11 protein-coding genes and 2 pseudogenes are annotated in these 15075 nt (G+C 43.3%); 11 read left to right on the plus strand and 2 right to left on the minus strand.

Features of this window, described 5'->3' with window-relative positions:
• Positions 1-231 (plus strand): annotated as a pseudogene (locus tag JFC10_RS13690) (CHAP domain-containing protein); the annotation flags it as partial.
• A 148-nt stretch (positions 232-379) separates the two neighbouring features.
• Here the strand turns inward: JFC10_RS13690 and cadR are convergent.
• Positions 380-790 (minus strand): Cd(II)/Pb(II)-responsive transcriptional regulator, encoded by a 411-nt coding sequence (gene cadR / locus JFC10_RS13695; protein WP_060492340.1) that lies wholly within the window; start codon positions 788-790, stop codon positions 380-382.
• Between the two features lie 142 nt (positions 791-932).
• Between cadR and JFC10_RS13700 the strand changes: the two genes are divergently transcribed.
• The 10 genes and pseudogenes from JFC10_RS13700 (at position 933) to JFC10_RS13745 (ending at position 13628) form a co-directional block, all read left to right on the plus strand.
• Positions 933-3149, plus strand: coding sequence for a heavy metal translocating P-type ATPase (locus tag JFC10_RS13700; protein ID WP_198333361.1), 2217 nt, complete (start codon positions 933-935; stop codon positions 3147-3149).
• A 121-nt stretch (positions 3150-3270) separates the two neighbouring features.
• The gene (locus JFC10_RS13705; RefSeq protein WP_058368779.1) at positions 3271-5319 is read left to right on the plus strand and encodes a heme lyase CcmF/NrfE family subunit; all 2049 of its coding nucleotides are present in this window, start codon (positions 3271-3273) and stop codon (positions 5317-5319) included.
• Positions 5320-5982, plus strand: coding sequence for a DsbE family thiol:disulfide interchange protein (locus JFC10_RS13710; protein ID WP_082638013.1), 663 nt, complete (start codon positions 5320-5322; stop codon positions 5980-5982). It abuts the gene before it with no gap.
• An 83-nt stretch (positions 5983-6065) separates the two neighbouring features.
• Positions 6066-6548 (plus strand): cytochrome c-type biogenesis protein, encoded by a 483-nt coding sequence (locus JFC10_RS13715; protein WP_020443538.1) that lies wholly within the window; start codon positions 6066-6068, stop codon positions 6546-6548.
• Positions 6545-7825 (plus strand): c-type cytochrome biogenesis protein CcmI, encoded by a 1281-nt coding sequence (gene ccmI, locus JFC10_RS13720; protein ID WP_045448072.1) that lies wholly within the window; start codon positions 6545-6547, stop codon positions 7823-7825. Before JFC10_RS13715 ends, ccmI begins: the two co-directional genes overlap by 4 nt.
• A 141-nt stretch (positions 7826-7966) precedes the next feature.
• Complete coding sequence (lspA, locus tag JFC10_RS13725) at positions 7967-8674, plus strand: signal peptidase II (protein WP_045448075.1); 708 nt, start codon at positions 7967-7969, stop codon at positions 8672-8674.
• Between the two features lie 245 nt (positions 8675-8919).
• On the plus strand, positions 8920-9282 hold the full coding sequence (locus JFC10_RS13730; RefSeq protein WP_087813587.1) for a DUF3817 domain-containing protein: 363 nt from the start codon (positions 8920-8922) through the stop codon (positions 9280-9282).
• A gap of 566 nt (positions 9283-9848) precedes the next feature.
• On the plus strand, positions 9849-10442 hold the full coding sequence (locus JFC10_RS13735; RefSeq protein ID WP_011959997.1) for a recombinase family protein: 594 nt from the start codon (positions 9849-9851) through the stop codon (positions 10440-10442).
• A 306-nt stretch (positions 10443-10748) separates the two neighbouring features.
• Entirely contained in the window at positions 10749-12332 is a 1584-nt protein-coding gene (locus JFC10_RS13740) for a Fic family protein (protein ID WP_087945737.1), read from the plus strand.
• A gap of 414 nt (positions 12333-12746) precedes the next feature.
• Positions 12747-13628 (plus strand): annotated as a pseudogene (locus JFC10_RS13745) (IS982 family transposase).
• A gap of 116 nt (positions 13629-13744) precedes the next feature.
• Here the strand turns inward: JFC10_RS13745 and JFC10_RS13750 are convergent.
• On the minus strand, positions 13745-15034 hold the full coding sequence (locus JFC10_RS13750; RefSeq protein ID WP_036599449.1) for an ATP-grasp domain-containing protein: 1290 nt from the start codon (positions 15032-15034) through the stop codon (positions 13745-13747).
• Between the last annotated feature and the right edge of the window lie 41 nt (positions 15035-15075).

A 15075-nucleotide genomic window follows, 5' to 3' on the forward strand; every position in this document is an offset into this window, starting at 1 on the left:
AATGATATGCCAACCCAAGTAGGTGATGTTATTGTCTATGATCGCTCATCAAAGCGTCCACATGGCCATATCCAAATCTTTGATGGCGAAAACTGGATTTCTGATTTCCGTCAGAACAGCATCAGCCCATACAGTGGTGTCTATGCTTATACCACATGGCGTGATTCAAAATACGTGGATGACGCATCCGCATCAGATCGAAATATCTACCTTGCTATGAATGATAAATAAGACCTGATAAGTCAGCACAACATAGTTATTATTTCCTCCAACCCCAGTAGTGATCTTAATATCATTGCTGGGTTTTTTTGTGCTTAACATCAGGGTGTATTTAACCTTTCATGATTTGATCAGTTAGAAATGAACACTACTGATATCATTACTCATGACAGGAATTATCGACCAGCGCGTTTAAGATGCCACATGATACTGCTGGTGCACTACTTGCACATTTCTGACGCAAAACAGTCAAGTGCTGCTTTAAGTGCATCAATTCTTCCATTCGTATTTCTACAGCATAAATTTGCTTATCTAGTAATGAGTTCACATCACCACAGTCTTTATCAGGTTCCTCCCAGTATTCAAGTAAGATTCTTACTTCGTCTAAAGCCATGTCAAGCGTACGGCAGTGTAGGATAAATTGTAGACGTTCAATGTGCTCTTCATTATATAAACGATAATTCCCTGCGCTGCGAGAAGGCTCAGGTAATAAGTGCTCCTTTTCGTAATAGCGAATGGTTTCCACTGTGGCACCTGTGCGTTTAGCGAGCTCACCAATTTTGATTGTCATAACAACCTCTATGATTTAAATGATTAAAGTGGCTGTAAAGACTGGCGCTAGAGAAATTAAAATTACGAAACTGTAGATGAATAACCTTGACTCTAAAGCCACTAGAGGGTTCATAATATCATTATTCAAAGGGTAAATTATTATGAAATATCATATTGAAGGTATGGACTGTGCCAGTTGCATCGGCAAGATTGAAACAGCTTTGAAACGTATGCCTGGGGTTTCTGATGTTCAGCTGAATTTCGCTACAGAAACGCTAGAGCTAAATTTAGCCCCTGGTGCGCCGACTCAGGCTAGTGATATCGAAAAAACCATCAAAAGCCTAGGGTTCGGTATATCTGCCAATACTGGTCAACAAACTGTATCGGCTATTGATATTGACAGCGACAATCAGATGGCTCCGCAGGATAAGCGGTGGTGGCAAACTCAAAAAGGCAAACAGGTTGTTGGTCTCGGTATTTTGATGGGCAGCGCTTATGCACTGTCACTACTGTTCCCCGCTTATGGGATATGGGTGTTTGCCATCGCTGTGATTGTAGGCGTTTTTCCATTTGCACGCAAAGCCTTAGCACTGGCTAAAACAGGTTCATTCTTTTCAATTGAAACGCTGATGTCCGTCGCCGTGCTTGGCGCACTTATCATTGGTGAAGCTGAAGAGGCCGCAGCGGTTGTCTTTTTGTTCTCAATCGGTGAACTGTTTGAGAGTATCGCTGCTGATCGCGCTCGCGCTGGCATCAGAGCCTTATCATCGCTGGTTCCGAAAAGTGCGATTTTACTTGATGCTCAAGGTGGGCAGCGTAACGTTCCAGCGACTTCACTACAAGTGAATGACCTTGTGCTGGTGCGTCCTGGAGATAGGGTATCTGCTGATGGTTCCATTGTTCAAGGTGCGTCCAGCCTTGATGATTCGCCCGTGACGGGAGAGTCTGTTCCTGTTGCCAAGACGATGGGTGACAATGTATTTGCAGGGTCAATTAACATCGATGGTGTGCTCCAAGTGCGCGTAGAAAAGACAGCCGCCGATAACACTATTTCGCGCATTATTGATTTGGTAGAGCAAGCGCAAGCTTCCAAAGCACCCACTGCCCGTTTTATTGAGAAATTCAGTCGTTACTATACACCGGCTGTGATGGCTATTGCCGCCCTAATTATCATCGTCCCACCGTTAACCATGGGCGGAGATTGGTCAACTTGGTTATATCGAGGTCTAGCCTTATTATTGATCGCTTGTCCTTGTGCTCTTGTGCTCTCAACACCAGCTGCTATCGCCTCTGGTCTAGCGGTCGGTGCGCGCCGCGGCTTGCTGATCAAGGGCGGTAGTGCTTTAGAAACCATCGGCCAAGTGAAGACAGTCGCTTTTGACAAGACAGGCACTTTAACTGAAGGCAAACCACGCGTGACCGATGTTGTTGACATTACACAAGAGTATTCAAGTGTTCAAGGTCAGGATTCTCAGGATCAGGGTTCTCAAGGTAAAGATAAGGTATTGGCGCTCTTTGCCAGTGTGGAGACAGGTTCTAGTCACCCGCTTGCTGAAGCCATTGTCAGTCATGCCAAAGCCGCCAAAGTTGTCATACCTGTGGCTTCTAAAGCTTCTGCTACTGCGGGTAAAGCGGTACACGCAACTATCGCTGGGCGCGCGCTAGCTATCGGTTCGCCTGTTTATGCCGCAGATGAGGCATCAATTTCAGCCGAGCAACAGGCACAAATCGAGGCGCTGCAAAATGAGGGCAAGACCGTCTCAGTTCTTTTCGATGAGCAAAGTCGAGAAGTGCTTGGATTGGTCGCACTAAGAGACGAGTTACGAGACGACGCTCATGAAGGTGTGGCTCAACTTAAAGCGATGGGTGTGCGCTCCGTCATGCTAACAGGCGACAACCGCTTAACCGCTCAAGCACTTGCCAGTAATTTAGACGTGGAATGGGAAGCTGAGCTGTTGCCTGAGGACAAACTGCGCTTGCTTAACGAGATGAAGAATAACAGCAAAATAGCGATGGTGGGTGATGGTATTAACGATGCGCCAGCACTAGCAACCGCTGATGTTGGCATCGCGATGGGTGGTGGTACCGATGTGGCCATTGAGACGGCCGATATCGCATTATTGAAAAGTCGGGTTACAGACATGGCTCATCTGATTGCACTTTCGCGTGCCACCATGCGCAACATTCATCAGAACGTCATTTTCGCTTTAGGTCTCAAAGGCGTCTTTCTGATCACGACCGTATTCGGCATTACTGGACTATGGATTGCGGTTCTAGCTGATGCTGGAGCAACAGTGCTCGTTACTCTCAATGCGTTACGTTTACTGCGCTTTAAAGGAGCGCCTCCAATGGTAACTGCGCCTAAAGTAGTTAAATAAAACCCTTCGAAATCAATTAAAAACTAGAGATAGCAGCAGATTTCGGGGGTGGGTTCTAATAATAAAAATTCCACCGCTACAGTAAACTGCAACCGCATTAGAGTAAATAAGGTTAGACCGTATGTTGATTACAGAATTGGGCTATTTTGCCTTGCTTACCGCTTTTGTATTGGCGTTATTGCAGGTAATTCTGCCAACTATTGGTGTTATTCGTAACCAAGTTGCTTGGCAACGACTAGCCCCTAGCTTAGCTTGGGCACAGTTTGCCGCCATGATAACGTCATTTGGCGCTTTGATAGCAGGTTTTTATTATAATGATTTTAGCCTCAGTTACGTCGCGCAGCATTCCAATACGCTGTTGCCTTGGTACTATAAGTTATCGGCGACATGGGGCGGACACGAGGGCTCTTTGCTGCTATGGATGACCATCATGGCCACATGGTGTGCACTGGTATCATACTTTAGTCGCGGCTTGCCGTTATCAATGCGTGCGCGGGTACTAGTTATTTTGGCCGGTGTACAGTTAATGATGCTAACAATGCTGATATTTACCTCGTCACCGTTTGAGCGTACCTTACCCAATCTAGCGGTCGATGGCGCTGATTTAAATCCCGTCCTACAAGATTTCGGTCTGATTATTCATCCGCCCATGTTATATATGGGCTATGTGGGTATGGTAGTGCCTTTTGCATTTTGTATGGCGGCATTGTGGGAAGGGCGTTTAGATGCTGCTTGGACACGCTGGTCACGTCCATGGGCGCTCGCGGCTTGGGGATTTTTGACCATTGGTATTGCACTGGGCTCGTGGTGGGCCTACTACGAGCTTGGCTGGGGCGGTTGGTGGTTTTGGGATCCGGTAGAGAACGCCTCGTTTATGCCTTGGCTTGTCGGCTTAGCATTGCTGCATTCATTAGCAGTCACTGAAAAGCGCGGGGTGTTTAAAGCATGGACCATCATGCTGGCTATTTTCGCCTTTGCCTTAAGCTTGCTTGGCACGTTCCTGGTACGCTCTGGAGTCCTTACCTCAGTGCATTCGTTTGCCGCTGATCCGACGCGTGGTTTGGTTATCTTAGCTATTCTTGGCATTATCATCGGTAGTGGTCTATTGATGTTTGCCGTTCGCGGTTGGCGTTTAACCGTTGAAAGTCAATATCAGCTGATTTCACGTGAGTCCTTTTTAGTGATCAACAACGCCATCATTTTGATTGCAACCTTAGTGGTGTTGCTCGGCACCCTCTATCCTATTATCGCTGATGCCTTTGGTTTAGGACAAGTGTCCGTCGGCCCTCCTTATTTTAATGCATTATTTGTACCTTTAACGTGGCTGTTATTAATAGCTATGGGTATGGGCTCAAATATTCGCTGGAAAAAAGACACCCGTCCACTACTGGGTATAGGCATGGTCATCGCCGTTAGTAGCTTAGTATTAGCCGCCATTATTACTTACTTTGTTAATCCATCGTCTATGCTTAATATTGGTGTGACTTTAGCCGTTAGCTTTTGGGTACTGCTATGGATGGCAGTTGATTTTAAAGATAAAACTAAGAATGCGCCTAATCTTTTTAACGGTTTGCGGCAGTTGCGTCTGAGCTATTGGGGTCAACAGACTGCTCATATTGGCGTATTGGTTGCTGTCATTGGCATAGCCTTTACTAGTAGCTTGAGTATTGAGCGTGACGTAGCAATGGGTATTGGCGATACAGTCAATGTTCAAGGTTACGATTTTGAAGTAACTGAATTTTTTGAAATAAAGGGGAGTAACTTTGATGCAACGCAAGCTGAGGTTGTAGTGACTAAGAATGGCCAAGAAGTGGCAACGCTATATCCTGAAAAACGTACGTATATTATCAGCACTATGCCAACAACTGAGGCCGCTATTGACCCCAATCTTATGCGCGATGTTTATGTCGCACTGGGCGAACCTATTGCCGATGGTAGTAACCAATGGGCATTAAGGATTTATGTAAAACCATTAATTCGCTGGATTTGGTTAGGGGCAATTATCATGGCTCTAGGTGGATTAATTAGCATGCTTGATAAACGATACCGCATCAAAAAAGTTAAAGCTCCATTGCTAGTTACTGGTGATCTGGCTACTGATGGAGTCAATGAGGTAGCTATTGAACAGGCAATCTCAGCATCGACGATGTCGACACTAAAGGAGAAATAAATGACTATGTCGAATAATACTCCTGAGCAAAAAGATAGCCAAAACAGTAAGCAGCGTAACCCAAAGACAATGAAAAAAAAGCAGACGAAGCTATGGTTCTTAATTCCGCTTATCCTCTTTTTTGGTTTGGTAGTTATATTGTACATGCGCTTAGGTAAACCAACAGACATTGTGACCAATACCGCTCTTGAGCGTCCGGTTCCTACCTTTGAGCTGCCGTTATTAGCAGATACTACCCGTACTATCACCAATGATAATTTGCCGGATAAGCCGTTTTTACTTAATGTTTGGGGCTCATGGTGCCCAACTTGCGTTATTGAGCATCCGTTTTTAATGCAACTAGAAGAGCGCGGCGTTGATATCGTTGGTGTGAATTATAAGGATGAGATTGGTAATGCGCTCAGTTACTTAAACCGAGGCGGTGATCCATTTTCTATGTCTATTCAGGATTCATTGGGTCAGTTTGCTCTAGACTTAGGCATAACTGGTGCGCCCGAAACCTTTGTTGTGGATGGAGATGGCATCATTCGTCAGCATATTGTTGGTGAGGTTAATGAAGCCAATTGGCAACAGCGTGTTAAGCCGTGCCTGACCGTACTTAATGAGGCTAATAAGAACAACGATAGTCCTGATCTCATTCAGGTTGAGGAGATGTGCAAATGAACGTTATTCGAATAAGAGCTCCTCAACTAAAACCCAATATAGTTTTAAAACTAGCAAGCTTAATACTAGCGTGTCTGCTTAACATGACGGCAAACGCAGCTATTGACGTATACGATTTTGACTCACCACAGCAAGAAGCTCAGTATCGTGGATTAATAGAAGAGTTTCGCTGCCCAAAATGCCAAAATCAAAACCTTGCAGCCTCTGATGCACCGATTGCACAGGATCTAAAGCAAAAAGTCTATGATTTAATTAAAGATAGACGTAGTGATGCTGAAATACGCGTCTATATGCAAGAGCGCTACGGTGACTTTATTAGCTACAAGCCGCCTATGCGACCATCAACATGGATCCTATGGTTTTTTCCACCACTATTATTGCTCGTCTTAATTATTGGTTGGTTTTGGCAAAGTAAGCGTCGCCAAGTTGTTGCCCGTGGTCAAAGCGGCGTCACAGTGAACAGTACTGCTGCCTTGACCTCTACGGAAAAGGCTGAGCTTGATCGTCTATTATCGCAAGCTGAGAGTGTCGACCACGACATTACTAGCCTAGAGGACAAAAAATGACTCTATTTTCTACTTTTGGCTTATTTGTAACTCTAAGCTTGCTGATTGCTCTTATATTTGCGCTGATTGCTATTATGCCATGGCTACGAGCACCGCGTTTGCAGTCCAAACCAATAGACAATCAACTGCTAGATATTAATGTTGCAGTATTTCGCGAACGTTTAGCTGAGCTACAAACAGATAAAGACAGCGGTACTATTAATAATAGCCATTATCAAAATCAAAAGCTGGAGCTTGAGCGTCAGCTATTAGATGCGCAGCGTCAGATAACACCTATGGTCACCCCTGATGTCAAAAGCCGTTTAATTGTCGCAGCTTGGATCCCAATATTGGCTGCAATGGCGTATTTACTAATAGGCAATCGTACGCCCGTGTTTGATTTGTGGACAGCTGAGGACAAAGTAGGACAAGTGGCTGACGACCTATTGACAGCTAAAATTGACAAGCCGCCATCATGGGCGTTTGAAGATGGTCGTCAACTGATTAGCGCCATGCAAACCAATGTTCATCGTAATGCTGATGATCCTAATCGCTGGATGCGCCTATCCGAGCTTTTCTTATCTATGGAGGCAACTGATTCTGCGCTGGAAGCCTTATCTCGTGCCTATCGTTTAGCTCCTGAAAATGAAGAAATCGCCACCACTTATGCTCAGACTAGCTTTTTCGTTAATGAAGGTCAGTTAGACGCCAATATTCGCCGTGTATTACAAGCTATATTAGCTAAGAATCCGCAGCATGAACGGGCTCAAATGCTCATGGCAATGGGTGAGACTCGTAGTAGTAACTTTGCCCAAGCGCAAGGTTGGATTAAACGCTTACAAGGCAGCATTGTGGCCAAACCAGGTGATCATACTAAAGCTTTAGCAAGCTTAGATGAGTTAAGCAACTACGTTAGCACGCAAGAAAAGCAAGCGCTAGAAGGTATTGACGTGACAGTGAAAATTAACGCTAATTTATTACCGTTAGTGAAAGCTGATGATGTGTTGTTTGTTGCGATACGTGACGTTAAAGGAGGTCCACCGTTTGCCGCCAAACGTTTACCCATTAGTGTTATTGAGCAAGGTGAGGCCAGTATCCGCTTAAGCAATCTTGATGCGATGATGCCAGATCGCACGTTAAATTCAGCTCGTAGTGACAAAACTCAGTTAGCAGTCGTTGCTCGTATTAGTCATAGCGGTAATGCCATAGCAGAGTCAGGCGACTTATCGGGTAATCCGATAGTGATTAGTGCTGAACAGACTCAGGTTAATATTGAAATCAATCAACAGATTCCCTAATAAAAAATTATTACCGTAAGTTTCATAATACCAGAGCGGTAAGTGGAGCCGTTTTTAAAAGTGGCGCTATTAATAGTCGTATACTAAAAACATATACGTTTAACATTGTTCATTGTATAAACACAGATAAAGAAAACAACTATGACTGAATCTACCGACAGATTAGATAGTACTAAATTGAATAGCGTTGAATCGGCTAGTACTAATATTGCTGACAATAAAGTACCTATAGCTGTGAGTAGTACTCATCAATCAATTGACTCTAAAACCATGAATCATACGCCTAAAGCTATGTACGTAACCTCAGGCAACTCGATAACACCTAAAGGTAAGTTGAATAAAATGCCAAAAATGGTTGCCAATGGCAGTCGCGCTTTTATCTGGTATTTGTTGGCGATAATGGTATTAATACTTGATCAATGGACTAAGTGGTTGGCCCAAACCAAATTAGCGTTCAATGACCCCGTACCGGTCATTGAACCATTTCTCAACTGGACACTCGCTTATAACTATGGGGCAGCATTTAGCTTTTTAGCCGACGCTGGCGGTTGGCAGAAATGGTTTTTCTCAGGCTTAGCTTTTGTAATGGCTATCTTTTTAACGGTTTATTTAATCAAAGCGCCACGTGCAGCCAAGCTATTGTCCATGGGGTTAGCCTTAATGCTCGGTGGTGCGATTGGCAACTTAATCGATCGTTTAAGAATTGGTAAAGTGGTTGACTTTATCCATGTGCATTATGCTGATGTCTGGAATTATCCTATTTTCAATGTTGCAGATATAGGTGTCTGTGTCGGTGTCGCATTGATTATAATTGACATGATATTTTTAGAAAGTAAGCGTAATAAATAAGCACATTGATGCCGATTATCACAAACAAAATGAACTAGCGTCGTAGTCACTCTATACGGAAAAATACTTTTTATACTTGAGTATGTTTATAAAATGTGAACTGGAAGGTAATGTATGACTGGTATAGGTACTCACTCATTTTAGGTCTTAAAACCCAATACTTAAAAGCTCTGCGTAGAGCCATTATTATAGAGACATTGAATAATCCATAAATTCTTTATTGATAATAACAAAAGGAAAATATAGTGTCACAGGCTCAGCCAACTATTGAAAAAATTCACAGCCTTAGAAAAAAACAAGAGACCGCGTTAAAAAGTCTTACCCTTATAGGCTACCTAGAAGGCACCTCTTTCTTATTATTGCTCTTCATCGCCATGCCACTAAAATATATGCTGGATATTCCAGAAGGTGTGAAATACATCGGTATGGCACACGGTATTTTGTTTATTACCTATATCATAATACTTATAGGCTCAGCTATCAAAATGAAAATGCCTCTTTGGGCAATACCTGCGGGCGTACTCGGCTCACTCTTACCTTTTGGCCCATTTATATTCGATCATTTACTAAAAAATAACTTACAGAAAAGTGTAAGTAAAGAAGCCTAGAACAAGCTCTGCTACAAATGATACAAATGATACAAATGATACAAATGATACAAACGTATATTATTACTCAAGATTATTTTTCCTAACTAAATTACAAGCCGCCATCACTCATCATGGCGACAAATGAATAATATTGAGCAGAAATTAATCACAATAAAACTTTGATTCAGACCCAGTATGAATAGTCTTACACTCTAGTTACTTTTCCAACTTATCTTACATACTATCGACAAACCCGTCTTGTTTAAAAGCTAAACAGGTTTTGTCATCCGCGATGGATTTCCTGTTATCGTAGGGTATACCCCAAGGAAACCAGTTATTTTACCTTTCAAACCTATTAACAGACTACTTAAAGCAGACTGTTAGCATGGAACCATCTATAACAGACTTTTGAATTATAAGACTGGCTGCTGTGCTTTTTTCCTATCATTAGCCTATACCCAAAACATAAAACCTTTAAATGATAATCTATCTATCATTAGACTTTTTTATATTATTAAATGATAGTAATATCTTGTTATTATCAATGAGCACTAATTATTAAGTCTAAATAATAGAGGTGGGTTATGACTGTTCGTATTTATGTGAGAGCCAGCACTAAGGATCAAGACGCTACCAGAGCATTGGCTGATTTGGTGGCTTTCAGTACAAGTTATGATGATAACCATGTTGAGTACGTCGAGCATTTCAGTGGTACAAAGCTCGATAGACCATTATTAGCCAAGCTGCTAAAGGACGCTGAGCAAGGCGATATTCTACTGGTTGAAAGCGTGGATAGATTAAGCCGATTATCTCAAGATGATTTTGCAATTCTAAAGCAGCGTATCAAAGACAAAGGCTTGCGATTGGTGGTGGCTGATCTACCAACGACGCATACAGTTAATAATGGCATGACAGGTGAGATCCTAACAGTGATTAACCATATGCTGATCGACTTATTAGCAACGATGGCAAAGCTTGATAACGACAAGCGTAGAGAGCGTATCAAGCAGGGATTGGCTAACAGTGGCTATAAGCCCTCCGGTAAGAAGCCTAATACAACGAAACACAATCGTATTAGAGAATTAGACAGTCAAGGCAATATGACAAAAGAGGAAATCGCTAAGGCAGTTGGTGTTGGCGTAGCTACTGTTTACCGGGTGTTAAAGCCAGGCTCATAGCTGAGGTATTTTATTTTATTTTTGTTCATAAACAGCTGATATATAAGGCTTTACACGCGAGGCAAGAAGGCTTTATTTGCAGAAATAGGTACTCTATTACTACGTAGCTGTGTTAAGAACGGTGTATTTTCATCATTCAATTTCGTTCAATTATGCCCACTTAAAACGCCCTTCGATCTTTATCTAAAGACATCACAGCGTCATATAAAAATCGATTTAATGCAATGAGGCTTCATTATAATCATTATATTGCATTCATAATCGCTTTTCTGCAAAATGGCTTATCTATAATCGCTTGAGCCCCTCATGATGAATACCCCTACTTCAGACCCTATTGGCGCAGCATGGCTTATCCGTTATGCCAGCATCGAGCTGGTTTCGCCTTTATATGTCAGCAGTAGTATCGGTGGGCGCAGGCAAACCTATAAAGACGGTGATGTCATCCATAACGCTTATCAGGAAACTGCGCGGCCACTGGACACTATCATTGCGCACTTACAGTTTCACATGCGTCATGAAGTACTGAATTTGGAGTTACTGGCTCGTCTGTTTGAGCAGATAGGGGCTAATGACGTACAAGCATGGGTAAACGCTGAGCCCACAGGCAGCTATGCCCGTAGAATGGCTTTCTTGTATGAATGGCTCATGGGTCAGCAGTTAGCAGTACCGAGTAATTTAGGCGGTAACTATGTGGATGCTCTAGATGCTAAGAAGCAGGTTACTTCAAGCCCTGCGCATGTCATAAAGAATGCTCGTTGGCGTATCAATGACAATCTTGCAGGAACCCGTCATTTCTGTCCTCAATTGGTGAAAACAGAGTTGTTTACGCAAGCCGCTGCACTCGATATTGCCACAATGGTTGACAAGCTGAACGATGAATTTGGGCAAGACTTACTGATGCGTGCCTCCGTATGGATGACATTACGAGAGAGTAAAGCCAGTTTTACTATAGAAGGTGAAGGGAAAGAGTTAAAACGTATTGAACGTTTCGCCGATGTGATGGCACGGCGTACCGGCAAGGGCGATATTCCGCTTGATCCTGAGTCGCTAGCAGAGTTGCAACAAGAGATACTTGGTAGCAAAACGGTCATCCAGCAGTATGGCGTCCGTCAATCTCCAGTTTTTGTGTCGCATACCCAGGTGAATGGCTTTAAAGAAATTGTGCATTATATCGCGCCACCTGCTGATGACATTGCTAATAAGCTAGCAGGATTACAGGTATTTATGGAGAAGACTGAGGGACAATCAGCACTGATGCGTAGTGCTGTTGTCTCCTTTGCCTTTGTGTATATTCATCCGCTAGCGGATGGCAATGGCCGCGTACATCGCTTTTTAATTAATGATGTCCTTAGACGAGACCAAGTCATTCATGAGCCGATTATCCTACCTATATCACAAGCCATTGCTGAGCATCCCTCAGACCGTCATGCCTATGATAAAATCTTAGACCGTGTCTCTGTGCCCCTTATGAAGCAAATCCGTGATCATTACAGCTTTGATAAACAAGCGATTACTTACCCTGATGGTATTCGCTCAAACTTAAATTTTGAAGACAGTCACCTTATTCAACCGGCATGGCGCTTTATGGACCTGACGCCTCATGTTCAGTACTTATCAGGACTGATTGCGCATGTTATTGAAAAAGAGATGCATAACGAGTCACAGTACCTAAGACAACATGACCATGCACGACTGGCGATAAAAGAGATTATTGAGATGCCCAACAGCTATGCCGATAGAATCATTCGCAGCATGCTACAAAATAAAGGTGCTAAAAGTAATAAGCTACTTAAGGATTATCCGTTTTTGGCAAATGAGGCAGTTTGGGATGACATTTTTGCTGTCGTTGTAGAAACCTTTAAAGATGAGACAGATGATTTGAATAGGTAGGGGAAACCCTGCTATACGCAGGGAAGCCTACTTTGATAATCAATCTGGTATAAATATCATCGTTGCGATGATGATTCGGCTATAAGAGATTCGGCTGAAATACCATAGCCTAAAACGTAATCAATATTTTTCTTGACCCTATTTACGCTAATAAACTACTTAAAACAGACTGTATAAAAGGAACTGCTGATAACAGACCATTGTAATTTGACAAGCCTTGATACAGATAGTCAAAATGATTTTGAGTATTTGAGTATTTGAGTATTTGAGTATTTGAGTATTTGAGTATTACTTCGCTTCTTTAGTTATGATAACCCCAGTTCGGGATAAGCGCTCAAAAAAAAGATAAAAAAAGAAGTCCAAAGTTGCTAAAGTAAGTTTACCAAGACAAACTTCACAACAAGGACTTCTTACATGGACAACCTAACCGAACTATACTGCCATATTGACGACTTTTATTAGCAATTCAAACCTGAGTTTGACGCTCACTTAATCGCAACGGGACACCAAAGGTTAAGAGCATGCCAGATAAGTGTAGCAGAGATTATGACCATCTTGGTACTGTTTCATCAACGGCGGTATCGACAGTTTAAGTCTTTTTACTACCACCATATGCATGGCATGATGAAACAGGAGTTTCCAAACCTGCCGAGCTACTCACGATTTATAAAGCTTATGCCGCGCAGTATCATGCCACTGTGTGCCTACTTGCAAAGCATGATGGGCGACTGTACAGGTATCAGCTATATTGATTCAACCAAGATAGCAGTTTGTCATAACAAACGTATCTACCGTCATAAAGTCTTTAAGGGACTTGCAACCCGAGGCAAAAGCAGCATGGGCTGGTTTTACGGCTTTAAGCTGCACGCCATTATCAATCACAAGGGCGAGCTTGTATCTGTTAAAGTCACTGCGGGTAATACGGATGACAGAGTGCCTGTTAAGGATATGGCAACGCCTGTGTTTGGCAAGGTGTTTGGGGATAGAGGCTATATCAGTAAAGCACTGAACGAGTGGCTCACAAAACACAGTGATACTAGGCTGATAACGAAACTTCGGCGTAATATGAAACCGCAAGTACTCAAGCCGATAGATGAGGCGCTACTCAATCATCGCTCTTTGGTTGAGACGGTGTTTGGGGAGCTGAAAAACTTGTGTCAGATTGAGCATTCACGCCATCGTAGTGTCACGGGTTTTATTACAAACTTGCTGTCAGGTTTGATTGCTTATCGCTGGTTTCCCTATAAACCCACCATCAAAAACATGCCTCAGCAAGGGCAGGTGGCTACATTGTAAATAGTATCAATGAGTTACAATGTGGCTTATCCCGAACTGGGGTTAGGTAAGAAGAATATTGAATTAGTTAACCGGACTTATAACAGCCTAATGCCATCTAAATAAGACCTAGACGATCACACCTGAAAGACAGGCGCGAATCCACCGCCTGGCGTACGGAAGTTAGTCACCTGACCTTGATACACACGCGCAGCAGGTAGTAACAGTTTTCCGCCATACGTATAAAGACGTATATCTACCTTTCTTGTTGTTACGATGTCATCAATTTTGAGTGATCTCTCTCCTGCAGGGACAAAGGTCTGTGCGATATAATCTTCATCCAGAATGTTTTCGAAGACGCGTCGAGTCAGTTTGCTACCGCGATAAACGCCTTTGCTTCCATGACCAGCAACTGGCTTAAAAAACAGTTGCCGCCGAGTAAGCCACAACTCTGCTGCATCGTCTCTTGATACAATCTTAGTCCTCGGTACAGACCTTTCGAGGCACTCCACTGCAGCCTCATCCAGACCCCAAGAGCGCAATATTTGGGAGTCTGATAGCAATGTCAGGTTTTGCTTATTGGCCAACATAGCATGTACGCGGGGATTGGGTGTCACTACCACAGCACCCTCTAAATAAGCCTGCTTAAGCAATACATGGTCAGGGTCCTCAAATGCAAAGTCGACAAGCCGATTGTAAATCATATCGATTTTCTGGCCATGGGCTGTTAACGTACCGTCGATATACTCGAGTTCAGAGGGATCAAGTATCACAGTATCAATACCTCTAGCTTGGAGCAGTTGACAGGCTAACTCAAACTCTAAGAACATGAACTGACTCTCGGGGTCATTGTCCACAATGGCTATCCGATTGGGCATAGCAACAGCGGACTGTCGCTGCCATTCCTGTTTGAACATGTCAAACACTGCTTCCTCGAACCTATCTAGCATTTGATTGGTTGCAGCGCTTTGCTCTGAGGGGTTGCAACAGCGTTTTTGTGCGCGAGCGAGCAACACATTCAGAAATGCGCCACCGGCATTAGTATTGACCTCGATGAGCTGAGGTCCATCGCTACCCAAGTGAAAGTCATAACCCATGAGGGCCCCTATTGGGCCTGGGTCGAAAGCAGCTATTTCTGGTGCCCACGACAGCACTTGCTCTTGATACAATGGCAGTTCGGCAGCTGACTCGATAGCCCTGACGATTCGCTCCATCGCCTCTATCTCTGTTTTGGGAACGAACACGGGTGTTGCTGAAAAAAGCTTATTAAGCTCGTTCGCTCCTATTGGATTGTTTCTAGTTTCTACCAATTGATCTTGAAGGCTTGTATTAAGCGCTTTACGATCAAGGGTAATGCAGTAGCACTCTTGGTTAAGTCGATTTGCAAGACCGTCATTTTTTTCGTTGTTATTAGTTGGGTGTTCCATTTAGAGTCCGTCGCTAAGTAGAGTACTCACGCTGACATACT

This window comes from Psychrobacter aquimaris, assembly GCF_016107525.1.
GTDB classification, from domain to species: Bacteria; Pseudomonadota; Gammaproteobacteria; order Pseudomonadales; family Moraxellaceae; genus Psychrobacter; species Psychrobacter aquimaris.

Bases quoted from the DNA above. Each gene is read 5' to 3' on its own strand.
- cadR (WP_060492340.1), bottom strand. From the start codon at position 790: ATGACAATCAAAATTGGTGAGCTCGCTAAACGCACAGGTGCCACAGTG.
- lspA (WP_045448075.1), top strand. From the start codon at position 7,967: ATGACTGAATCTACCGACAGATTAGATAGTACTAAATTGAATAGCGTT.
- JFC10_RS13705 (WP_058368779.1), top strand. From the start codon at position 3,271: ATGTTGATTACAGAATTGGGCTATTTTGCCTTGCTTACCGCTTTTGTA.
- JFC10_RS13750 (WP_036599449.1), bottom strand. From the start codon at position 15,034: ATGGAACACCCAACTAATAACAACGAAAAAAATGACGGTCTTGCAAAT.
- JFC10_RS13735 (WP_011959997.1), top strand. From the start codon at position 9,849: ATGACTGTTCGTATTTATGTGAGAGCCAGCACTAAGGATCAAGACGCT.
- JFC10_RS13710 (WP_082638013.1), top strand. From the start codon at position 5,320: ATGACTATGTCGAATAATACTCCTGAGCAAAAAGATAGCCAAAACAGT.
- JFC10_RS13700 (WP_198333361.1), top strand. From the start codon at position 933: ATGAAATATCATATTGAAGGTATGGACTGTGCCAGTTGCATCGGCAAG.
- JFC10_RS13715 (WP_020443538.1), top strand. From the start codon at position 6,066: ATGACGGCAAACGCAGCTATTGACGTATACGATTTTGACTCACCACAG.
- ccmI (WP_045448072.1), top strand. From the start codon at position 6,545: ATGACTCTATTTTCTACTTTTGGCTTATTTGTAACTCTAAGCTTGCTG.
- JFC10_RS13740 (WP_087945737.1), top strand. From the start codon at position 10,749: ATGATGAATACCCCTACTTCAGACCCTATTGGCGCAGCATGGCTTATC.